This window comes from Pseudoxanthomonas indica, from assembly GCF_900167565.1.
In the GTDB taxonomy this organism is placed as follows: domain Bacteria; phylum Pseudomonadota; class Gammaproteobacteria; order Xanthomonadales; family Xanthomonadaceae; genus Pseudoxanthomonas_A; species Pseudoxanthomonas_A indica.
On the sequence record NZ_FUZV01000002.1, the window covers coordinates 1,544,831 to 1,566,532 of the forward strand.

15 protein-coding genes are annotated in these 21,702 nt (G+C 64.8%); 10 read left to right on the top strand and 5 right to left on the bottom strand.

From position 1 onward, the window contains the following. Nucleotides 1–8 precede the first annotated feature (8 nt). From B5X78_RS17860 to B5X78_RS17875, 4 genes are all read left to right on the top strand, one after another. A complete protein-coding gene (locus B5X78_RS17860) occupies nucleotides 9–956 on the top strand; it encodes a phosphoglycerate mutase (protein WP_079726065.1) in 948 nt (315 codons plus the stop codon). After that, nucleotides 953–2,722 carry a single-stranded-DNA-specific exonuclease RecJ gene (gene recJ, locus B5X78_RS17865; RefSeq protein ID WP_079726066.1) on the top strand — a complete coding sequence of 590 codons (1,770 nt, stop codon included), beginning with the start codon at nucleotides 953–955 and terminating at the stop codon, nucleotides 2,720–2,722. The genes B5X78_RS17860 and recJ overlap by 4 nt, the downstream gene beginning before the upstream one ends. Nucleotides 2,723–2,812: 90 nt before the next feature. Next, on the top strand, nucleotides 2,813–4,684 hold the full coding sequence (locus B5X78_RS17870) for a VIT domain-containing protein (RefSeq protein ID WP_176140900.1): 1,872 nt from the start codon (nucleotides 2,813–2,815) through the stop codon (nucleotides 4,682–4,684). A gap of 141 nt (nucleotides 4,685–4,825) precedes the next feature. After that, nucleotides 4,826–5,794: a DUF2135 domain-containing protein gene (locus tag B5X78_RS17875; protein WP_176140901.1), complete on the top strand. Its 969-nt coding sequence runs from the start codon at nucleotides 4,826–4,828 to the stop codon at nucleotides 5,792–5,794. An 81-nt stretch (nucleotides 5,795–5,875) separates the two neighbouring features. On the opposite strand, the gene B5X78_RS17880 is transcribed toward B5X78_RS17875, so the two are convergent. After that, a complete protein-coding gene (locus B5X78_RS17880) occupies nucleotides 5,876–7,093 on the bottom strand; it encodes an acyltransferase family protein (protein WP_229731091.1) in 1,218 nt (405 codons plus the stop codon). Nucleotides 7,094–7,246: 153 nt separating this feature from the next. On the opposite strand from B5X78_RS17880, the gene B5X78_RS17885 reads away from it, so the two are divergent. The 5 genes from B5X78_RS17885 (at nucleotide 7,247) to B5X78_RS17905 (ending at nucleotide 14,632) form a co-directional block, all read left to right on the top strand. After that, complete coding sequence (locus B5X78_RS17885; RefSeq protein WP_079726070.1) at nucleotides 7,247–8,128, top strand: LytTR family DNA-binding domain-containing protein; 882 nt, start codon at nucleotides 7,247–7,249, stop codon at nucleotides 8,126–8,128. 44 nt (nucleotides 8,129–8,172) lie between these two features. After that, nucleotides 8,173–9,298 (top strand): peptide chain release factor 2 gene (gene prfB / locus B5X78_RS17890; protein WP_139381622.1). Its coding sequence is split into 2 segments (ribosomal slippage): nucleotides 8,173–8,247 and nucleotides 8,249–9,298, totalling 1,125 coding nucleotides; the frame shifts between segments, so codons are not numbered across the junction. A gap of 135 nt (nucleotides 9,299–9,433) precedes the next feature. Then, the gene (gene lysS, locus B5X78_RS17895; RefSeq protein WP_079726071.1) at nucleotides 9,434–10,954 is read left to right on the top strand and encodes a lysine--tRNA ligase; all 1,521 of its coding nucleotides are present in this window, start codon (nucleotides 9,434–9,436) and stop codon (nucleotides 10,952–10,954) included. A gap of 325 nt (nucleotides 10,955–11,279) precedes the next feature. Further along, nucleotides 11,280–12,419: an HD domain-containing phosphohydrolase gene (locus B5X78_RS17900; protein WP_079726266.1), complete on the top strand. Its 1,140-nt coding sequence runs from the start codon at nucleotides 11,280–11,282 to the stop codon at nucleotides 12,417–12,419. A gap of 5 nt (nucleotides 12,420–12,424) precedes the next feature. After that, nucleotides 12,425–14,632: an ATP-binding protein gene (locus B5X78_RS17905; RefSeq protein ID WP_079726072.1), complete on the top strand. Its 2,208-nt coding sequence runs from the start codon at nucleotides 12,425–12,427 to the stop codon at nucleotides 14,630–14,632. A gap of 148 nt (nucleotides 14,633–14,780) precedes the next feature. On the opposite strand, the gene B5X78_RS17910 is transcribed toward B5X78_RS17905, so the two are convergent. Together B5X78_RS17910 and B5X78_RS17915 are read right to left on the bottom strand one after the other, a co-directional pair. Further along, nucleotides 14,781–15,650 (bottom strand): crotonase/enoyl-CoA hydratase family protein, encoded by an 870-nt coding sequence (locus tag B5X78_RS17910; RefSeq protein ID WP_079726073.1) that lies wholly within the window; start codon nucleotides 15,648–15,650, stop codon nucleotides 14,781–14,783. A 235-nt stretch (nucleotides 15,651–15,885) separates the two neighbouring features. Then, the gene (locus B5X78_RS17915; protein WP_079726074.1) at nucleotides 15,886–17,577 is read right to left on the bottom strand and encodes a long-chain fatty acid--CoA ligase; all 1,692 of its coding nucleotides are present in this window, start codon (nucleotides 17,575–17,577) and stop codon (nucleotides 15,886–15,888) included. Between the two features lie 58 nt (nucleotides 17,578–17,635). On the opposite strand from B5X78_RS17915, the gene B5X78_RS17920 reads away from it, so the two are divergent. Beyond that, complete coding sequence (locus tag B5X78_RS17920; protein WP_229731095.1) at nucleotides 17,636–18,154, top strand: nuclear transport factor 2 family protein; 519 nt, start codon at nucleotides 17,636–17,638, stop codon at nucleotides 18,152–18,154. A gap of 8 nt (nucleotides 18,155–18,162) precedes the next feature. On the opposite strand, the gene B5X78_RS17925 is transcribed toward B5X78_RS17920, so the two are convergent. Further along, nucleotides 18,163–18,606, bottom strand: coding sequence for a hypothetical protein (locus tag B5X78_RS17925; protein ID WP_079726075.1), 444 nt, complete (start codon nucleotides 18,604–18,606; stop codon nucleotides 18,163–18,165). A 137-nt stretch (nucleotides 18,607–18,743) separates the two neighbouring features. Beyond that, a complete protein-coding gene (acnA, locus tag B5X78_RS17930; protein ID WP_079726076.1) occupies nucleotides 18,744–21,503 on the bottom strand; it encodes an aconitate hydratase AcnA in 2,760 nt (919 codons plus the stop codon). Nucleotides 21,504–21,702 lie beyond the last annotated feature (199 nt).

Here is a 21,702-nt window from a genome sequence, read left to right on the forward strand (position 1 = left end):
CGCCGGCCATGGCCAGCGCCACCTTGTTGCTGCCCGAGCGCAGCCGATTGGCCGGGCAGGGTTTGCCGGCCGAAGTGGCGCGCGCCCTCGGTCGCGCCGATCGCAGCCAGGTCGAAGCCGGCGAGCAGGCGCAGCTACGCCGCTATTTCCAGCTTGTGCCGGATCACTGGCCGGTGGCGGCGCTGACCCGGCAGCTGGATGCCGGTGACAGTGAAGGCTCGGCCTGGGTACGCGCCGATCCTGCTCGCATTTCGCCGGACATGACCGGCGCACGCCTGCTCGCCCACGGTGAAGCCTTGGCGGTGGATGCCGACGATCTGGCTCAGCTGTTGCCCACGCTCAAGCCGCTGTTCGGCGATGCTGGCGTGCTGCTGGATGCGCCGCATCCGGCGCGCTGGTACCTGCGCCTGCCGCGCGAATCGCAATTGCCGGCCTTTGCCGCCATCGATGATGTGCTGGGCGACGATCTGTTCGGCCACCTGCCCGAGGGTGATGCCGGCCGCCGCTGGCGCGCCCTGCTCAGCGAAGTGCAGGTGGTGCTGCACAACCACCCTTGGAATGCGCGGCGCGTCGCGGCCGGCCTGGCGCCGATCAATTCCCTGTGGTTCTGGGGCGGTGGGGTGATGCCGCATTCCATCAGCACGCCGTTCAAGCAAATCAAGAGTCCGGATGTGCTGCTGCGCTCTTTGGCGTTGGTGGCAGGCGTGTCGCGCGATGCCGCCGATGGCCAGGAAGTGGATGCCTTGATCGATCTGCGCCATCTGCGCGGCCTGGATGTGTTTGCCCGCGACGCCGTCGTGCCCTTGCTGGCTGCCTTGCAGCGGCGCGAGTTGGACAGCCTGCGCCTGGACTTCGCCGACGGTGCGCAGTTCGAGCTGCGCAACACGCAGCGCTGGCGCTTCTGGCGGCGCGCACTCACGCGGCTGGATGACAACGCGCCCGGCCTGAGCGCATGAAAGCCAACCCACGCATCCGACGCCGCCATGTGCCGGCGTCGGCCGCGACATGGCCCGAGCAGGTGCTGCCGCTGTTGCAACGCATCTATGCAGGGCGCGGCGCCCTTGATGTCGATCAGGCACAACCGCGTCTGGCCCAGCTGCTGCCACCCGAGGGCTTGAGTGGGCTTGCCGCGGCGGTGGGCCTGCTGCAGCTGGCCATCAACGCGCAACAGCACATCGTGGTGGTCGGCGACTTCGACTGCGACGGCGCGACCGCCTGCGCGGTGATGGTGCGCGGCCTGCGCATGCTGGGCGCGCAGCAGGTAACCGCCACGGTGCCCAATCGCATGGTGCACGGCTATGGTCTGTCACCGTCGCTGGTGGATGAGATCGCCGCACTGCAGCCGGAACTGCTGGTCACCGTCGATCACGGCATCGCCTGCCATGCCGGCATCGCCAGCGCCAAGGCGCGCGGTTGGCAGGTGTTGGTGACCGATCACCATCTGCCCGGCGAGTCGCTGCCGGCCGCTGATGTGATCGTCAATCCCAACCAGCGCGGCGACGGTTTCGCCAGCAAAGCCCTCGCCGGCGTCGGCGTTGCGTTCTACGTGCTGCTGGCATTGCGCCGTCAGCTTCGTGACGCAGGCGCATTTGCCGACGCAGGAGGGGCCGTAGGAGGGGCTTCAGCCTCGAACCCCACGACCCAACCCGACCTCAGCCAACTGCTCGATTTGGTGGCGGTCGGCACAGTCGCCGATCTGGTCCCGCTGGACACCAATAACCGCGCGATCGTCTCCGCTGGCCTGCGCCGCATCCGCCAGGGCCAAGCCAACGCCGGCCTGAAAGCCCTGATTGAAGTGTCCGGCCGCGACCCACGCCACCTCACCGCCACCGACATCGGCTACGCCATTGCGCCGCGCTTGAACGCCGCCGGTCGTCTGGAAGACATGGCGCTGGGCATCGAATGCCTGCTCACCGACGATGCCGGCCAGGCACGCGAGATGGCCGAACTGCTCAACAGCATCAATGCCGAACGCCGTGGCGTGCAGCAGCAGATGACCGACGAAGCCAATGCCGCGCTCGCACGGTTGTCTGTCTTCGACGAAGCGCCACACGCCGTCTGCCTGTTTGATGCCGACTGGCATCCCGGCGTGGTCGGACTGGTGGCCTCCAGGATCAAGGAAAGCCTGCATCGCCCGGTCATCGCGTTTGCGCCCGCCGAACCCGGTAGCGAGCAGCTGCGTGGTTCGGCGCGCTCGATTCCCGGCTTCCACATCCGTGACGCGCTGGCGGCCATCGATGCGCGCGCGCCCGGCTTGATCGTCCGCTTTGGCGGCCACGCGATGGCGGCCGGACTGAGTCTGGAACGCGCGCAGTTGGCTGCCTTCGAACGCGCCTTTGTCGAGGTGGCGCGCAGCCTGCTGGACGAGCAGCTGCTGCAGGCCGAACTGCTCAGCGATGGCGAGTTGCTGGCCGGCGAGTTCGACCGCCGCCATGCCGAGGCCCTGCGCGATGGTGGTCCCTGGGGCCAGGCGTTTCCGGAGCCGCTGTTCGATGGCCGATTCGAGGTGGTCGACTCGCGCAAGGTCGGCGACCGCCACCTCAAGCTGTCGCTGCGCGCACCGGGTCGCGCGCAGCCGATCGGTGCGATCCATTTCGGTGGCTGGCGTGAGCAGGCGTTGCCACGGCATATCCATGCGGCGTACCAGCTGGACACCGATGACTACCAGGATCGGCGTGGCATCCAATTGATCCTGCGGCACTGGGAGCCGGTCGGCGACTAGAACGCGGCAGGCCGAAGGAAAAACCCCATCCGGCCGTATGACGCGTTAAGCACAACACCTTCAACGCCAGGCAGGGATTGCATGCATCGGATGACCCGGTTTTTCCTCGTCGCACTCGCGCCCTTGCTGGCCTTGCCGGTCAGCCGTGCCCAGCAGCTCAGCCTGGACCCGCAAGACGCGCCCTTGCTCAGCGTCACCGATGACGCCAACAGCGTGCGGCTGCAGCAAGCCAAAGTCGACACCATCGTGCTGGGCGGGTTGGCCCAGACCACGGTCGAGCTGGTGTTTGCCAACCACGGCGGCCGCCTGCTGGAAGGCCAGCTCAATTTCCCTTTGCGCGATGGCCAGCGCATCACCGGCTTCGCCCTGGATATCGACGGCCACATGCGCGATGCCGTGCCGGTGCCCAAGGCCAAGGGCCGGGTGGCGTTTGAAGCCATTGAACGCAAGCAGGTGGACCCGGCGTTGCTGGAGCAGACCGCAGGCAACCACTTCCGTCTGCGGGTGTACCCGCTTCCGCCAGGCGGCACGCGCACGGTGCGGCTGGTCTACAGCGAAGATCTGGCCTTGAGCCAAGGCAAGTACCGTTTGCCGGTGTCGCTGACGCACGCGCGCGGTGTGGACGTGCTGCAGTGGTCGCTGCGGATACAGGCCGCTGATGCGATGCCGACGGCCAGCGGCACGCTGGCGCGCGAGCTGGCGTTCAAGCGCGTCGCTGGTGGCTGGGAAACCGCCTTGCAGCGCAAGCGATACGAAGGCCGCGGCACGCTGGAACTGCAATGGCCGAATGAGCAGCAGGCACGCGTGTACACACAGCAGTGGGGCGATGAGATCTACTTCCTCGCCGAGCAGCCGTTGCCTCCCGCCATGGCCATGCCGAAACGTCGTCCGCTGCCGCAGAACGTGGCCATCCTTTGGGATAGCTCGGCTTCGGCACGCAACCGCAATCGCGAAGCCGAGCTGAGCGTGCTGTCGCGCTACGTCGCAGCGCTGGGTACTGCTGAGGTCTCGCTGATCCGCCTGCGCGACGTGGCCGAGCCGGTGCAGCGTTTCAGCATCCGCGATGGTGATGCCAGCGGCTTGCTGGGGTCGTTGCGCGAGACAATCTACGACGGTGCCAGCCAACTGGCTGGGTGGAAGCCGCTGCCTGGCGTGCGGGAGTACCTGCTTTTCAGCGACGGCCTGGACAATTACGGCTCGCAGCAAGATCTGCCAGCGTTGCCGCCTGACGTGCGTCTGTATGCGCTGCATGCGGCAGGAGCGCATGCCGACGCCTTGCGCCTGCGTCAGTGGTCCGAAGCACGCGGTGGTCACCTGATCGCCATTGATTCCACATCGCCACAGGCCGCCGTGGATGACTTGCTGTCCGCGCCGGCGCAGTTGCTCGATGTGGAACTGGTGGGCGGTGACGACTGGGTGGTCCCGACCCGGGTGCCGCGCGACGGCGTGCTGCGCGTCGCCGGCCGGCTCACCACGCAACAAGGCCAGCTGCGCCTGCGCTATCGCGACAGCCAAGGGCAGATGCAGGACGTCAAACTGACCATCGATGGCCGGCAGGCCGCGCTGAGCGGCCCGGTGCCGCAGACCTGGGCCAGCTACTGGATTTCGCGCTGGTCGGCCGATCCGCAGGCGCATGCCGAACAGATCCGCCAGATCAGCGAACGCTTTGGTTTGGTGAGTGCGCAGACCTCGCTGATCGTGCTGGAGACGGTGGAAGACTACGTCGAACACGACATCGCGCCGCCGGCAGAACTGCGTGAGGCGTTCGCGCTCCTGCGGCAACGCGATCGAGATCAGCGAGATGACCTGCAGCATCGACGCGTGGAGGAGGTGGCTGCCCGGTTCGAACAACGCATCCAGTGGTGGGAGCAGGTCTGGCCCAAGGGTGTCATGCCGCGCCCGGAGCCGACCGTGGCCTACGAAGCGGCGCGCAGCGCCAGCGAAGCCAATCGTCAGCGGTAGTCGCAGGCGATGGCGGCTCCGCCGCCTCCGCCGCCTCCTGGCTCACCGGCGTATGAGGTTGCCGAGCCCAGGCCCGCAGACGTGTACGCGCCACCGTCACCAGCAGCCGTCGCAGCTGACGCCGCCTCCAGCACCACGACCTTGGATGCGATCGCCATCGATTCCTCCGCGGCAGCCGCTTCGGATGGCGGCGCCGCGACCGCCATCAGCGTTTCCCTGCAAGCTTGGCAACCCGACTCGCCCTACGCCAGGCGCCTGCGCGCCGCCGACGGCAAGCGCGCCTACGCGCTGTACCTGGACGAGCGCGAAGCCCATCGCGACAGCACCGCGTTCTATCTCGACGTGGCCGACATCCTGTTCGAGAAAGGTGAGCGGGACTTGGCCCTGCGCGTGTTGTCCAACCTGGCCGAACTGGGCATCGAAGATCGCGCGCTACTGCGGGTGCTGGCCTTCCGCCTCAACCAGGCCGGTGAACCCGCACTGGCCCTGCCGATACTGCAACAGGTCCGCGACATGGCCGAGGAAGAGCCGCAAAGCCACCGTGATCTGGGTCTGGTGTTGGCGGCCGTGGGCCAGGAACAAGCCGCAATCGAATCCCTGTACACCGTGGTCACGGGCGACTGGGACCGCCGTTTTGGTGGCATCGATTTAATCGCGTTGGGCGAACTCAACGCAATCGTCGCTGCCGCGAAGAAGCCGCTGGACACGCGCCGTATCGATGCGCGCTTGCTGCGGAATCTGCCGGTGGACATGCGCGTGGTGTTGAGCTGGGACACCGACAACAGCGACATGGATCTCTGGGTGACCGATCCCAATGGCGAGAAGTGCTACTACGGTTTCCGCGATACCTACCAGGGCGGACACATGTCGGAAGACCTTACCGGTGGCTACGGGCCGGAAGAGTTTGTGCTGCGCCAGCCCAAGCCGGGCAGGTACAAGGTCGAAGTGAACTTCTACGGCGAACGCCAGGCCCTGTTGACCGGCGGTACCAGCCTGCAGGTTCTGCTATTCCGTCATTACGGCAGCGGGCAAGTGGAAGTCACGCCGGTGGTGTTGCGATTTAAGCAGGCCAAGGACACGGTGCTGGTGGGCGAGTTCGAAGTGCGCTGATGCAGATGCTTCGCTCGCTGGCCCTGGTGTTGAGAAGCTCCCACCGGAATCGATCCGGTGGGGGCACACCGCGACATCGCTTCAGCCTTCGCGGCTGGGCAGCTCGGTGGAGATGGCCATCGTCGACGCTGATCGCCGGGTGGGCGGCGTCTGCCGGAACTTCAAACCAAACAGCGGCCGCAGCAGCGGCACGCGCCGGATCACCTCATAGCCGGCAAAGCACAGGCCAAAAGTCAGCGCCACCAGCAGCAGGCCTTCGGGCAGGGCGGGCATGTGCAGCGGCCGCAGGTTGTACGCGGCGGTGACGATGATGCTCTGGTGCAGGATGTAGACCGGGAACACCGCCGGCACCAGGTAACGCAGCCAGGCGCTGTCGGCATGGCGGAAGCGATAGCAGAAGCCGAAGATCGCGGTGAGCGCACACCACTGGTTCAAGGCCCAGACCGCCCGCTGGCTCATGCGCAGCCAGTCCGGCGCCGGGTTGGCGTCGTCGTAGCCGCTGCCATAGAAGTACAGGATGAGCAGCGCGTAGCCTGCCACGGCAAGTCCCAGCGACCACCAGCGCACGCGCTGCAGCTGCTCCCAGAACGGCGTTGAACGCGCCAGCAAGAAGCCGAGCAGGAACTGCGGGAAGTACTGCAGATGGTTGTACAGATCGTCGAACAGGCCGTGGGTGGACGGGAAGCGGTCGAGCAACGCGATGCGGATGCCGGCCAGCCACAGCCACGGCAGCACGATCACGCTGGCGCCGCGCAGGGCCCGGCCCAGGCCCGTGGACAGCCTGTCGACCAGGCGCGGGGTGAAGCGCGCCAGCACCCACAGCGCCACCGTATAGACCCACAGATAGGCGACGAACCACAGGTGGTTCCAGGTCGGCACGTCCAGGCAGCCGTCGTCGTCGCAGAAGTTCGGGTCGCCGGCCAGGTAGCGGCCCCAGAACGCCAGATAGCCGTCATGGAAGCCGCCGGGCATCCGCGAGTCCAGGACCTCGTAGTAGGACTGCGGCGGCACGATCACCAGCATGCCGAAGATGAGCGGCACCAGCAGCCGCCAGGAACGCGCGCCCAGAAATCCCTTGCTTCCCTTTTGCCAGAGGAAGGCGCTGGCCGCGCCGGAGACCAGGAACAGCAGCGACAGCCGCCACGGCCCGGTCATCAGCATGAACGGCTCCAGCGTCTCGCCGGCATGCGGACTTTTGACGTGCCAGTCCCAGCTCACGTAGTACATGCCCACGTGGTACAGCACCAGCAGGAAGAAAGCGCAGACGCGGATGGCGTCCAGATCGTGGCGGCGTTCCATGGCGGAATCCAGTGAGGGTAGGGCGCCATTGCCGCGCATCCTCGTGGGCGCGGCCATCCGCAGGGGACATCCGGTGCTGGCGCGGGGACGAATCGCGGGCCCACCGGGACGGATGGGGGACGCCGAATCGCGTCCACACCCTAGAATGCGCGGATGACTTCAGCCGCTGACGCCGCCTATCTCCGCTACCAGCCCTGGCGCCGCGTGGTCGAGGTCGGCTTCTGGGTGATGAGCATGCTGACCAATGCGGTCGGCAACAGCATCACCGCGGTGATGGACGTGCACCGCGTCGGCCTGGACTTCAGCGACTGGGAGCCGGTGGTCTGGGAATCATCCAGTTCGATCATCCTGCTGGCGCTGGTCCCGCTGCTGGTCTGGTTCACCCGCCGCTACCCGCTGCACTGGGACACCTGGCGGGCCGAGCTGCCGCGTTACGCGCTGGCCAGCCTGGTGTTCTGCCTGCTGCATGTGGCCGGCATGGTCGGCCTGCGCATCCTGGCGTACCGCTGGCAGGGCAGCGTCTACGAATTCGGCCCGCCGCTGCGCGAGTTGTCCTACGAGTACCTCAAGGATGTGCGCACGTTCGCCGGCATGGTGGTGACCATCGAGTTGTACCGCTACGTGCTGCGCCGCTGGCAGGGCGAGGCCAGCCTGCTCAGCGAGCCGGACGAAGGCCCGCCACTGGAACCGGTGGAGCGGCCGGAGCGTTTCCTGGTGCGCAAGCTGGGGCGCGAGTTCCTGGTCTCGGCCAATGACATCGAATGGCTGCAGGCGGCCGGCAACTACGTCAACCTGCGGGTACGCGGCCACGACTATCCGCTGCGCACCACCATCGCCGGCATCGAGGCCAAACTGGACCCGCGCCGCTTCGCCCGCATCCACCGCAGCTACATGGTCAACCTGGACCTGGTGGCCTCCATCGAACCCCTGGACACCGGCGACGCGCGGGTGCATCTGCGTGATGCCACCGCCTTGCCCTGCAGTCGCCGCTATCGCGCCGACCTGCGCGGGCGGGTCGGGGCTGAGGCCGGCTAATACTGCTAGAATTTGCGGCCGTTTTCCGCCAAATCGCCCCCGCCATGATTGAACTGAACCCCATCCGCCAGCGCATCGCCGATCTGCAGGAACGGCTGGTCTCGCTTCGGGGGTATCTTTGACTACGATGCCAAGCGCGAGCGCCTGGAAGAAGTAAGCCGGGAACTGGAAAACCCGGACATCTGGAACAAGCCCGAATACGCCCAGCAGCTCGGCCGCGAGCGCTCGCTGCTGGACAAGACCGTCAACGGCATCCGCGAGATTGACGAAGGCCTGATCGGCGCCGCCGAACTGCTCGAACTGGCCGAGAGCGAGAATGACGAAGAGACCGCGCAGGCCGTGGTCGAAGACGTCGAGCGCTATGGCGCGCACGTGGACAAGCTGGAGTTCCAGCGCATGTTCTCCGGCGAGATGGACAGCTCCAACGCCTTCGTCGACATCCAGGCCGGTGCTGGCGGCACCGAAGCCCAGGACTGGGCCGAAATCCTGCTGCGCATGTACCTGCGCTGGGCCGAGTCGCGCGGCTGGAAGGTCGAGCTGATGGAAGCCAGCGACGGCGAAGTGGCGGGCATTAAGTCCGCCACCTTCCGCGTCGAAGGCGACTACGCCTACGGCTGGTTGAAGACCGAGATTGGCGTGCACCGGCTGGTGCGCAAGTCGCCGTTCGATTCGGACAACCGCCGCCACACCAGCTTCACCTCGGTGTTCGTGTCGCCGGAAGTGGACGACAACATCGACATCGAGATCAATCCGGCCGACCTGCGTACGGACGTGTATCGCTCCTCTGGTGCCGGCGGCCAGCACGTCAACAAGACCGAGTCGGCGGTGCGCATCACCCATGTGCCCACCAACACGGTGGTGGCCTGCCAGACCGAACGCAGCCAGCATGCCAACCGCGATCGCGCGATGAAGATGCTCAAGGCCAAGCTGTACGAACTGGAAGTGCAGAAGCGCAACGCGGAAAAGAATGCGTTGGAAGCAACAAAGTCGGATATTGGCTGGGGCAGCCAGATTCGCAATTATGTGCTGGACCAGAGCCGCATCAAGGATCTGCGCACCGGCGTGGAGCGCAGCGACACGCAGAAGGTGCTTGATGGCGATCTGGATGAGTTCCTCGAAGCGAGCCTGAAGTCCGGCCTGGATGCCGGCGCCAAACGCATCGACGCCTGACCGCGAGGAACGGGCCAAGGCCCCCGTAGGAGGGGCTTCAGCCCCGACCAGCAGGCGTCGATGAGATTGTTCGGGGCTAAAGCCCCTGCTACAGAATCGATTTTCCCCTTTCTACACACCAGCTGACCGCCCAACATGACCGAACCGACCCTGCCGCAGACCCCCGCCGACGAGAACAGCCTCATCGCCGAGCGTCGCGCCAAACTCACCGCCCTGCGCGGGCAGGGCATCGCCTATCCCAACGACTTCCGCCGGGTCGACTACGCCGGTGATCTGCAGGCCGAATTTGCCGACCAGGCGCTGTGGACCTCCGAGGCGCTGGAAGACAGCGAACGCCGGGTCAGCGTGGCCGGTCGCTTGATGGCCAAGCGAGTGATGGGCAAGGCCAGCTTCGTGCAGATCCAGGACGAGTCCGGGCGCATCCAGCTTTTCCTGCAGTCGAACACGCTGGGCGAAACCTATGACGCGTTCAAGGGCTGGGACATCGGTGACATCGTCGCCGCAGAGGGTGCGCTGACCCGCACCAAGACCGGCGAGCTGTCGATCAAGGCCGATACCCTGCGTCTGCTGACCAAGGCACTGCGGCCCTTGCCGGACAAGTGGCACGGCCTGTCGGACGTGGAGCAGCGTTACCGCCAGCGCTACGTGGATCTGATCGTCAATCCGGACGCGCGCGAAGTGTTCGTCAAGCGCTCCAAGATCATCCGCGCCATCCGCGAATGGCTGGACGCGCGGCGCTTCCTGGAAGTGGAAACGCCGATGATGCATTACATCCCCGGCGGCGCCGCGGCCAAGCCGTTCACTACCCACCACAATGCGCTGGGCCTGGATCTGTACCTGCGCGTGGCGCCGGAACTGTATCTCAAGCGCCTGACCGTGGGCGGCCTGGAGCGGGTCTACGAAATCAACCGCAACTTCCGCAACGAGGGTGTCAGCACCCGCCACAATCCGGAATTCACCATGCTGGAGCTGTACGAGGCCTACGCCACGTACAACGAGATCATGGATCTCACCGAGTCGGTGATCCGCGATGTGGCGCATGAAGTGCTGGGCACCGGCGTGGTCACCTGGGAAGGCCAGGACATCGATTTGGAGCCGGCCTTCCGCCGCTGGCGCATGGACGAAGCCGTGCGCCACCACAATCCGGAGATCAGCCTGGCCGACTGCACCGATCGCGACGCGCTGGTGCGCCATTGCCAGCGCCTGGGCATCCACGTCAAACCGTCGTATGGCTGGGGCAAGCTGCTGCTGGAAATCTTCGAGAAGACCGTCGAGCACACCCTGATCCAGCCGACCTTCATCACCGACCATCCGGTGGAAGTCTCGCCGCTGGCGCGTGCCAATGATCGGAACCCCGGATATACCGATCGCTTCGAGCTCTTCATCAATGGCAAGGAGCTGGCCAATGGCTTCTCCGAGCTCAACGATCCCGAAGACCAGGCAGCGCGCTTCCAGGCCCAGGTGGCGGCCAAGGAAGGCGGCGACGACGAAGCCATGCATTTCGACGCCGATTACATCCGCGCGCTCGAAGTCGGCCTGCCGCCGACCGGCGGCCTGGGCGTGGGCATCGATCGGCTGGTGATGTTGCTGACCGGTTCGGATTCCATCCGCGATGTGCTGCTGTTCCCCTACATGCGTCCCGAGCAGCACGGCTGAGGTGCGCCCCTGCGGGGCAGGGGAGTGACGCGGAAGGTCCAAAGCGGCATGGCCGGATTGCCAAGCAGACGGGCCAGCGGGCTCGGCGGACGCCGGAAAAGCGTCGGCGGGCGCGAGCGGAAAACCCGCCCGCCCAAGCACTTATTGTGAACTCCGTCAAAGTTTTCACATGAAACGTTCAGCCATGGCCTCCATGGCATGCTTCATGCGTCAAATTTTCCGCGGACAAGCCGATAACCATGGGCAAGATCATGGAAGCGGTTCGACAGCGGCGATGACATCCGGCCAACACCGGCCGGGTATCACCACGATTCTGGAAGCCCCGATGCTAGATGCCAGTGCACACAACAGCGGAGTATCCTTGCCCGACAGCCATTTGATGTGGCCTCAAGGGGCGGGAAGCGCTTTGAATATCGTCATCGTCGATGATCAGACTTCGGCGCGCACGATGCTGCGCCATGTGATCGAGGATATTGCCTCGGAACTCAACGTGCACGACTTCGGTGATCCTCAGGTCGCGCTGGAATGGTGCGAGACCCATCGCACCGACCTGCTGCTACTGGATTACCGCATGCCGGGCATGGATGGCCTGGAACTGGCGCGCCGGTTCCGCCGGCTGCCGATGCATCGGGATATCCCGATCATCCTGATCACCGTGGTCGGTGATGAGCCGATTCGCCAGGCCGCGCTGGAAGCGGGCGTGATCGACTTCCTGGTCAAGCCGGTGCGTCCGCGCGAACTGCGCGCGCGTTGCCGCAATCTGCTGCAGCTGCGCCAGCAGTCGGAGAACGTCAAGCAACGCGCCCTGTCGCTGGAGCAGCGCCTGCTCTCGAGCATGCACGAAGTGGAAGAGCGCGAACGCGAGACGCTGTCGCGCCTGGCGCGCGCCATCGAGTACCGCGACAGCGGCACCAGCGCCTACCTGGAACGCATGGCCCATGTGGCGGCGTTGATTGCCGAGCAGTTGGGCCTGCCCGAAGACGAAGTGCGCGCCATCGAACTCGCCGCGCCACTTCATGACATGGGCAAGATCGCCATTCCCGATTCCGTGCTGATGAAACCCGGTCCGCTGACCGAGGACGAACTGGCGGTCATGCGCCGGCATCCCAAGATTGGCCACCAATTGCTGTCCGGCAGCCAGAACCGTTTCATCCAGACCGGCGCCATCATTGCCCTGCGTCATCACGAGCGTTATGACGGTAGCGGCTACCCCGATGGCCTGGTCGGCGACGAGATCCCGTTGGAAGCCAGGATAGTGGCGGTTGCGGATGTGTTTGACGCGCTGATTTCCCCGCGTCCCTACAAGAAGGCCTGGGACAAGGATGCGGCGCTGGCTTATCTGTATGCGCAACGCGGCCGGCTGTTCGATCCGGCCTGCGTGGATGCGCTGATTCGTGGTCGCGAACGTCTGGATGACATTTGCCAGCGCTACTCGACGGTGCAGAACCGTCCAGGGATGGAGTAAGCCTCATGGAACGCAATCTGGCTTCGTGGATTCAAAGTCGCCTGGCCAACCGGCCGGACAGCGAGCACGGCCAGACGTCGATCCGCGTGATCATCTTCACCGGCGTCATTCTCTACATGGTTGGCGCCGCGCTGTACGGCAGCCTGACCCCGGACGTCTACATCTGGTCGGCGATCATGAGCGGTGTGGGCGCCGGCGTTGGCCTGGCCCTGCTGATCGGCATCCTGATCAATCCCGGCAAGTCGCACACGCGCCGCATCATCGGCATGCTCACCGACTACGGCCTGATGACCGTGGCGATGGTGCTCAAGGGCGAACCGCTGGCCTGGTTGTACGTGATCCTGATGTGGGTCACCGTCGGCAACGGTCTTCGCTACGGCAACAAATACCTGATTGGCGCGGTGGCGTCGGCCGGCATCAGCTTCGGCACGGTGCTGGTGCTCAACGACTACTGGCGGCAGAACCTCAGCCTGGGTTTGGGCCTGTGGGTAGGCCTGATCGCGGTGCCGATGTATCTGTCCGGCCTGTTGCGCGATCTGACCCGCGCCACCGAGGAAGCCCGCCGCGCCAACGAAGCCAAGAGCCGCTTCCTGGCCAACATGAGCCACGAATTCCGCACCCCGCTCAACGGTCTGGCCGGCATGTCCGAGCTGCTGGCCACCACCCGCTTGGACAGCGAACAGCGCGAATGCCTTTCGACCATCCAGGCCTCCACCCGCAGCCTGCTGGGGCTGGTGGAAGACGTGCTGGACATCTCGGCCATCGAGGCCGGCAAGCTCAAGCTCAACCTGGTCGATTTCGCCCCGCGCGAGCTGGTGGACAGCATCGGCCTGATCCTGCTGCCGCAAGCGCGCGGCAAGCAGCTGAACTATGTCGTGCAGTTCGACGATGACGTGCCGACCCTGCTGCGCGGCGACTCCGGCCATCTGCGCCAGGTGCTGCTCAACCTGGCCGGCAACGCGGTCAAGTTCACCGACCACGGCGAAGTGCGCCTGCATGTCAGCGTGATTGGCGCCGACTTGCCGATTGGCCTGCAGACCGGCAACCGTACGCGCCTGCGCTTCACCGTGACCGACACCGGCATCGGCATTCCGGCCTCGGTGCGGGATCGCCTGTTCGAAGCGTTCGAGCAGGCCGATGTCAGCTTGGCGCGCCGCTACGGCGGCACCGGCCTGGGCACCACCATCGCCAAGGGCCTGACCGAGGCCATGGGCGGCACCATCGGCTTCGAGAGCAGCGAGCAGAAGGGCAGCTCGTTCTGGGTGGAACTGCCGTTCGAGGACGTGCAGCCGCGCAAGATCACCCCGGCCATCCAGGCGCCGGCGCATTGGCTGGAAGACAGCGCCAAGCCCGGCGCCGAGAACATCATCGCGTTCTCGGATCCGTTCCTGCGCCATCGCGCCCGCGTGCGCAGCATGCAGATCCTGGTGGCCGATGATCATGAAGCCAACCGCATGGTGGTGCAGCGCCTGTTGCAGAAGGCCGGCCATCGGGTCACCTGCGTCAATGGCGGCGAAGAAGTGCTCAATGCATTGGAGTCGTTCGATTACGACGCGGTGATCTGCGACCTGCACATGCCCGACGTCAGTGGCCTGGATCTGCTCAAGCAACTGCGGGTAATGGAAGCCGGCAGCAGTCAGCGCACCCCGGTGCTGATCCTGAGCGCAGACGTGACCCCCGACGCCATCCGCAACTGCGAACGTGCCGGCGCGCGTGCATTCCTGGCCAAGCCGGTGGTCGCCACGCGCTTGCTGGATACGCTGGCCGACATCGCCACCAACAGCGCGATCACTCCGCCGACCAGTGCGCCGGCCACCACGATGCGCGCGGGCGATGAAATCCTCGACATGACCGTGCTGGATGAACTCAGCGCGCTGGGGATGGGCGAAGCCTTCGAGCGCGAATTCATCGCCCAATGTCTCAACGACGCTGACGGCTGCATCGGCGCCATGGCGCATGCGATGGAACACGGCCAGGGCGAACACCTGCGCGATCACGCGCACGCGCTGAAGGGCGTGGCCAGCAACCTGGGCCTGGTCAAGCTGGCCGCGGCCGCGAGTGAACTGATGCGCCTGGCCGACTGGCAGGTCGCCCGCGAATGGCGGCAACGCCTGGCCGCGGTCAACTCGTATCTGGCGCAAGGCCGTGCCGCGCTGGAAGCACGCGAGCGCGGACGCAATGCGCCGGGTGCCGGTTCGCACGAACGTAGTTGAATGTGCTTGCGCCGGTCATCGGCGCCAGAGGCGTAGGCGGGCGGTCTGAGCCGGCCCGCCATTCGTGGGATCACGTTGCGTAATCCCCGCCCCCTGTGATGGCTCGTGTCTTGCTGACTACGGTGTTGCCTTCACTGCGTGCCGCTTTTCAGGCCGCGTGCGAACTGGCGCGCTTTTCCTGTGCGCGCACGATGCGCTCCATCATCCGCAGCGACTTGTCGCCCAGCGCCAGCGCGGTATCCACCCACACCTCGGTGATGTTCATCAGCTCATCGTAGCTGACCCGCTGGGCCAGGCCGCGCACGCTGTTCATGGCCAGGTGAGAGTAGGGCGCACGCTGCTGCTGGCGGATCAAGTCCTGCACGGCCGCTTCGCCCTGGCCCTTCGGCACCAGGATGTCGACGATGCCCATCTTGTAGAACTCATCGCTGCTGTACATGTTGCCTTCCAGGATCAGGCGCTCGGCCAGGTGAGGCGCAACGCGCTTGCACAGGAACGAGTAGGCGCCCATGCCCGGGAACAGCCCGAACAGCACTTCCGGCAGGCCCATTTCCACGCCTTCCTCGGCCACGATGGTGTGGCAGGCCAGCGCCATTTCCAGGCCGCCGCCGAGCGCGTCGCCTTGCAGCAGCGCGATGGTGCGCACGTCGCCACCCAGACCGGTGTGCAGCGTATAGACGCCGTCGATGCAGCGGCGCGCATAGGCAAGCAGGTGTTCGCGATCATTGGCGCGGATCAGCTTGGCGAACAGATCCAGGTCACCGCCCAGGTTGAAGGCCGAGCCGGCCGACGCCAGCACGAAATGGCGCAAGCGGCCGGATTGACGTTCGCTTTCACGCAAGGTGATGGACGAAGTGAAGCTCCACATTTCATCCAGCAGTTCGCTGCGGAAACAGGGGCGGGAGCCTCGGGCAGCGTCGTTGTGCATGTACATCCAATGGCTGTTGCCATCCGGCGCGGATTCCACCCGAATGGTGGAGTACTGACGGGTGCGCTGTAGCTTTTCGACGTTGTTCATGAAGACTCCTCAGTGGCGGTGGGCCAAGTGGTGATGCGTTGCGGGGGATGTATTGCCGGGGTTGGCACGCGGGATGCTACACCTGAACGAATAGTTAAAAGGTCTTTGACGCGGTACCTATGGCATGGGACTGGTATTCTGCCCTGCCAATATTCATAAATGTGATGAGCATCTCAAAATTGCCCCTCAAGTTTTCCGGGGCAGTAAAAAAGCCGGCTTGCGCCGGCTTTCTGTTTCAGCGGACGTTGGCGGGCCTGGGAGGCTCGCGCAGCTCCTTGCGGAGGATCTTTCCGACGTTGGTCTTGGGCAGTTCCGAGCGGAATTCGATGTAGCGGGGCTGCTTGTAGCCGGTCAGGTTGTCGCGGCAGAACGCCTTGATGCGTTCCTCGGTCAGCGACGGGTCCTTCTTGACCACGAAGACCTTGACCGCCTCGCCGGAGCGCTCATCCGGCACGCCGATGGCAGCCACTTCCAGCACGCCTTCCAGGCCGGCGATCACGTCCTCGACCTCGTTCGGGTACACGTTGAAGCCGGACACCAGGATCATGTCCTTCTTGCGATCGACGATGTAGAAAAAGCCGTTCTCGTCCATCTTGGCCATGTCGCCGGTGTGCAGCCAGCCGTCGCTGTCGATGACCTTGGCGGTTTCTTCCGGGCGCTGCCAGTAACCCTTCATCACCTGCGGCCCCTTGATGCACAGCTCGCCGACTTCGCCCAGCGCCACCGGATTGCCGTCGTCGTCCTTCAGGCAGGCATCGGTGGAAGGAATCGGCAGGCCGATGGCGCCGTTGTAGTCCTTCAGGTCCATCGGATTGATGCAGGCGGCGGGCGCGGTTTCAGTCAGGCCATAGGCCTCCACCAGGGTGACGCCGGTGACCTTTTTCCAGCGTTCGGCCACGGCGCGCTGGACGGCCATGCCGCCACCCAGGGTCAGGTGCAGGCGCGAGAAGTCCACGTTTTCGAAACCCGGCGTATTCAACAAGCCGTTGAACAGGGTGTTGACGCCGGTGATCGCGGTGAACTTGACGTCGCGGATTTCCTTGACGAAGTTCGCCATGTCGCGCGGGTTGGTGATCAGGTGATTGGACGCGCCGAACTTCATGAAGACCAGGCAGTTCGCGGTCAACGCAAAGATGTGGTACAGCGGCAGCGCGGTGACGATCAACTCGCCTTCGGGTTTGACGTCGCGGCCAATCCACACCGACGCCTGCTGCATGTTGGCGACCATGTTGCGATGGGTCAGCATCGCGCCCTTCGACACACCGGTGGTACCGCCGGTGTACTGCAGGAAGGCGATGTCGTCCGGGGCGATATCCACTTCGGGCAATGCTTGCCGGCGGCCCAGGGTCAGGGTGTCCTTGAAGCGCACGGCACCCGGGATGTCGTACTCGGGCACCATCTTTTTCACGTACTTGAGCACGAAGTTGACGATCGCGCCCTTCGGGAAACCGATCAGATCACCCAGCGCGGTGGTCACCACCTGCTTGAGCGTCGAACCGCCGCTGATGGCCTCCTGCACCGTCTTGCCGAAGTTGTCGACCACCAGCAGCACGCTGGCGCCGGAGTCCTGCAACTGGTGCTTGAGCTCGCGCGGCGTGTACAGCGGATTGACGTTGACGACAGTCAGGCCGGCACGCAGCACGCCGAAGATGGCGATGGGGTACTGCAGGCAGTTCGGCATCATGATGGCGACGCGGTCGCCCTTCTTGAGCTTGAGTTCGTTGAGCAGATAGGAAGCGAACTGCTGGCTCAACGTATCGACGTCACCGTAGGTCAGGGACTTGCCGAAGTTCGAGAACGCAACCCGATCCCGGTAGAGACTGATCGCTGATTCCAGTACCGACACGACCGAGCGGTACTCCTCCAAATCAATCTCGCGGGGAACCCCTTGCGGATAGCTCTTGAACCACGGACGCTCCTGGATCATCGTTTGACTCCCTCCCCAAGGGTTTAACTGTTCGGGCTTATTTATGACAGCAACGCCAATGCGTTTACTGCTGGTGACAGCCCGGAGCATACCGTTCCGGATGGAAAAGGCGAAGGGCTACCAAAGCGTAATGTCGCGACTCACAGTCATCCGGCGCTTTGCCATCGCGCCGGTCCTGCTGTTGGCGCTGGCGGCATGCAGCAGCGAACCACCCGAGCAGGCGCTGCGGACGCAACTCGCGCAGTTGCAGCAGGCAGTGGAGCAGGGCGAGGTGCAGGACGCCATGGCCCAGGTCAGCGAGGATTTCAGCGGGCCGCGCGGCATGGATCGTGCTGCGCTGCACAACCTGCTGCGCATGCAGGTGCTGGCCAATCGGCGCGTGGGCGTGACCACGTCGCCGTATCAGATCCAGCTGCGGGAGGATTCTGCGACCGTGCGATTCGATGCCGTCCTGACGGGTAGCGCGCAGGGACGATGGCTGCCCGACCAGGCGCAATCCTATGCAGTGACACTTGGTTGGCGATTACGCGATGACCAGTGGAGCCTGTATCACGCCGACTGGCAGGCGAATCGCTGATGCGGGGTTCACGAGCGACAACGCGAATACGGTGATGCGGATACCAGGGTCCTGAGGTGCGCAGACTGCTCCGGGCCAGCCGCCGCGCCTTCGTCATGCGGTTCGATGCTGACCTTGTCAGTGACTTCGTCGGCGTTGAACGCCATCAGCACCGGGTAATTGCCGTCGCGGCCGAACGGAAAGAACCATTGCGTCGGCCCCTCGTAGTCGTAACCACCATAGCTGGCCGCGTACTCCAGGCTGCTGGCCTGTTCGAACTGGCCCGCGCTCACCTCGAAGCGGATGCCTGCCGCGTTCACTTCAAAGCGCGGCAGGCGATCGCAGTTCCCGCCAGGCGCATAACGCCCCTGCAGTGCGACGAAATCGCGCATGCCCTGGACTTCGACCGCCGAAGCGGGCGCAGCGATCAACAACGTGAGGGCCAGGGCCCCGGCAATCCGACGTGTCTGCATGGTCCGCTCCGATGGGACCACGGCATGGTCCCTATCTGCCCACCACGCGGAACAGCGAAGCAACCGGCAACCACTGGGCGGAGCCGCCGATGCGACATTGCGGTAGGAGGGCCGGGTTTCCGCCCGGCCCGCGTTCGTCAGGCTGCCTTGCGCGCCGCCAACTGGCGAAGCACGTAATGCAGCAGACCGCCGTGACGGAAATATTCGACTTCCTTCGGCGTCAGCAGCAGCACCTTGGCTTCGAAGGTGATCTGCTTGCCATCCGCCCGCTTGGCGGTGACCGTGGCGCGCTTGGACGCACCGTCCTGCAGGCCGGTGATGTCGAACACTTCCGAGCCATCCAGGCCCAGCGTCTGCGCGTTCTCGCCTTCCAGGAACTGCAGCGGCAGCACGCCCATGCCGACCAGGTTGGAGCGGTGGATGCGCTCGAAGCTCTCGGCAAACACCGCCTTGACCCCGAGCAGGTTGGTGCCCTTGGCGGCCCAGTCGCGCGAGGAGCCGGTGCCGTATTCCTTGCCGGCCAACACCACCAGCGGCACGCCCTCGGCCTTGTACTTCATGGCCGCGTCGTAGATGGACAGCTTCTCCGGCGCACCGCCGCCGGCCGGGAAGTGCAGGGTATTGCCGCCTTCCTCGCCGCCGAACATCAGGTTCTTGATGCGGATGTTGGCGAAGGTGCCGCGCACCATCACGTCATCATTGCCACGGCGGCTGCCGTAGCTGTTGAAGTCCACCGGCTGCACGCCACGCGCGATCAGGAAACGCCCGGCCGGCGAATCCTTTTTGATGTTGCCGGCAGGCGAGATGTGGTCGGTGGTGATGGAATCGCCAAACAGGCCGAGCACGCGCGCACCGTGGACATCGGCGATGGTACCGATGGCGTTGGTCATGCCTTCGAAATAGGGCGGGTTCTTGATGTAAGTGGACTCGCCATCCCAGGCGTACAGATCGCCGTCGGGCGAAGCAATGGTGTTCCAGCGCGTATCGCCCTTGAACACGTCGGCATAGTTCTTGGCGAACATTTCCGGGCCGATGGTCTTGGCGATGAAATCGCCAATCTCGCCATTGCTCGGCCAGATGTCCTTCAAGTACACCGGCGCGCCATCGGTGCCAATGCCAAGAGGTTCGCGGGTCAGATCGATATCGGTGGTGCCGGCAATCGCGTAGGCCACCACCAGTGGCGGCGAGGCCAGGTAGTTCATCTTCACTTCCGGGTGCACGCGGCCTTCGAAATTGCGGTTGCCCGACAACACCGAGGTCACCACCAGATCGCCGGTGGCGATGCCGGCGCTGACTTCCACCGGCAGCGGGCCGGAGTTGCCGATGCAGGTGGTGCAGCCGTAGCCGACCACGTAGAAGCCCAGCTTCTCCAGGTCATCGAGCACACCGGCCTTTTCCAGGTAATCGGTGACCACGCGCGAGCCTGGTCCCAATGAGGTCTTGACCCACGGCTTGCGATCCAAGCCCTTGGCCGCGGCGTTTCTCGCGAGCAAACCCGCGCCAATCATCACCGCGGGGTTGGAGGTGTTGGTGCACGAAGTGATGGCGGCAATGACCACCGCGCCGTCTTTCAAACGCACGGTTTTGCCTTCGGTCTGGATGTCGGCGTAGCCGCGGCTCAGCGCCTCGTTGCCTACGGCCGAACCGCCGCCTTCAGCGACGAAATCGGCGATGGCCGGGCTGCGCTTGTCGCGCGCTTCCACGAACGGCACCAGGCTGTCGCGGAAATTCTGCTGCACATTTTCCAGCAACACGCGATCCTGCGGACGCCTGGGGCCAGCCAGTGAAGGTTTGACGTCGCCCATGTCCAGTTCCAGCGTATTGCTGTAGCTGGCGTGCGGGCTGTTGGCGTCGTGCCAGAGGCCTTGCGCCTTGGCATAGGCTTCGACCAGCGCGATCTGCGCGGGGCTGCGGCCGGACAGACGCAGATAGTTCAGGGATTCGTTGTCGATCGGGAAGATGCCGCAGGTGGCGCCGTATTCCGGCGCCATGTTGCCAATCGTGGCGCGATCGGCCAGCGGCAGATGCTGCAGGCCATCGCCATAGAACTCGACAAACTTGCCGACCACGCCCAGCTTGCGCAGCATCTGGGTGACGGTCAGCACCAGGTCGGTAGCGGTCGCCCCTTCCGGCAACTTGCCGGTCAGCTTGAAGCCCACCACCTGCGGAATCAGCATCGAAGAAGGCTGGCCGAGCATCGCCGCCTCGGCCTCGATGCCACCCACGCCCCAGCCCAGCACGCCGATGCCGTTGATCATGGTGGTGTGCGAATCGGTGCCGAACACCGTATCCGGATAGGCCAGCAACTCGCCATCCTTCTGCGCGGTCATCACCACGCGCGCCAGGTTTTCCAGGTTCACCTGGTGGACGATGCCGGTATTGGGCGGCACCACCTTGAAGTTATCGAACGCCTTCTGGCCCCAGCGCAGGAAGCTGTAGCGCTCCTTGTTGCGGTCGAACTCGATCTTGCCGTTGAGATCCAGCGCGTCGGGCTTGCCGAACACATCCACTTGCACCGAGTGATCGATCACCAGTTCGGACGGAATCTGCGGATTGATCTGATCCGGATTGCCGCCCAGCTTGACCACGGCATCGCGCATCGCCGCCAGGTCGACCACGCAGGGCACGCCGGTGAAGTCCTGCAGCACCACGCGCGCCGGCATGAAGGCAATTTCGGTATCCGGCTCGGCATCGGGTTTCCACTGCGCCACCGCCTGGATATGGTCCGGCGTGACGGTCACCCCGTCCTCGCAGCGCAGCAGGTTCTCCAGCAGGATCTTCATGGAGTAGGGCAGGTGCGCGATGTCGAAGCGCTGACCCAGTTTGGGCAGGCTGAAGTAGCTGAAAGATTCGCCGTTGACGTCCAGACGACTGCGGGTGGCGAAGGAATCACTCATGGGGAGGCTCCTGTAGCTGGGGGAGGGCGCGCGACGAGGTGCGTCGGGCCGCACATCCGTGGCGTCTTGTTCGGTACTGCCGTTCATTATCCACGGATTGCGTGGAGGGCCCGATACGACCATCGAGTGAAGTTCTGCTCCTCTACCGGGAGCGGGGCTTGCCGGTGGAGTATGCATGAAAAAGTACGTATAATTGCCG

What these genes read in the sequence shown, in the direction of transcription:
- B5X78_RS17905 (WP_079726072.1), top strand. Translation starts at nt 12,425, where the DNA reads ATGGAACGCAATCTGGCTTCGTGGATTCAAAGTCGCCTGGCCAACCGG.
- recJ (WP_079726066.1), top strand. Translation starts at nt 953, where the DNA reads ATGAAAGCCAACCCACGCATCCGACGCCGCCATGTGCCGGCGTCGGCC.
- B5X78_RS17915 (WP_079726074.1), bottom strand. Translation starts at nt 17,577, where the DNA reads ATGATCCAGGAGCGTCCGTGGTTCAAGAGCTATCCGCAAGGGGTTCCC.
- B5X78_RS17860 (WP_079726065.1), top strand. Translation starts at nt 9, where the DNA reads ATGGCCAGCGCCACCTTGTTGCTGCCCGAGCGCAGCCGATTGGCCGGG.
- B5X78_RS17880 (WP_229731091.1), bottom strand. Translation starts at nt 7,093, where the DNA reads ATGGAACGCCGCCACGATCTGGACGCCATCCGCGTCTGCGCTTTCTTC.
- lysS (WP_079726071.1), top strand. Translation starts at nt 9,434, where the DNA reads ATGACCGAACCGACCCTGCCGCAGACCCCCGCCGACGAGAACAGCCTC.
- B5X78_RS17920 (WP_229731095.1), top strand. Translation starts at nt 17,636, where the DNA reads ATGCGTTTACTGCTGGTGACAGCCCGGAGCATACCGTTCCGGATGGAA.
- B5X78_RS17900 (WP_079726266.1), top strand. Translation starts at nt 11,280, where the DNA reads ATGCTAGATGCCAGTGCACACAACAGCGGAGTATCCTTGCCCGACAGC.
- B5X78_RS17885 (WP_079726070.1), top strand. Translation starts at nt 7,247, where the DNA reads ATGACTTCAGCCGCTGACGCCGCCTATCTCCGCTACCAGCCCTGGCGC.
- B5X78_RS17870 (WP_176140900.1), top strand. Translation starts at nt 2,813, where the DNA reads ATGACCCGGTTTTTCCTCGTCGCACTCGCGCCCTTGCTGGCCTTGCCG.
- B5X78_RS17910 (WP_079726073.1), bottom strand. Translation starts at nt 15,650, where the DNA reads ATGAACAACGTCGAAAAGCTACAGCGCACCCGTCAGTACTCCACCATT.
- acnA (WP_079726076.1), bottom strand. Translation starts at nt 21,503, where the DNA reads ATGAGTGATTCCTTCGCCACCCGCAGTCGTCTGGACGTCAACGGCGAA.
- B5X78_RS17925 (WP_079726075.1), bottom strand. Translation starts at nt 18,606, where the DNA reads ATGCAGACACGTCGGATTGCCGGGGCCCTGGCCCTCACGTTGTTGATC.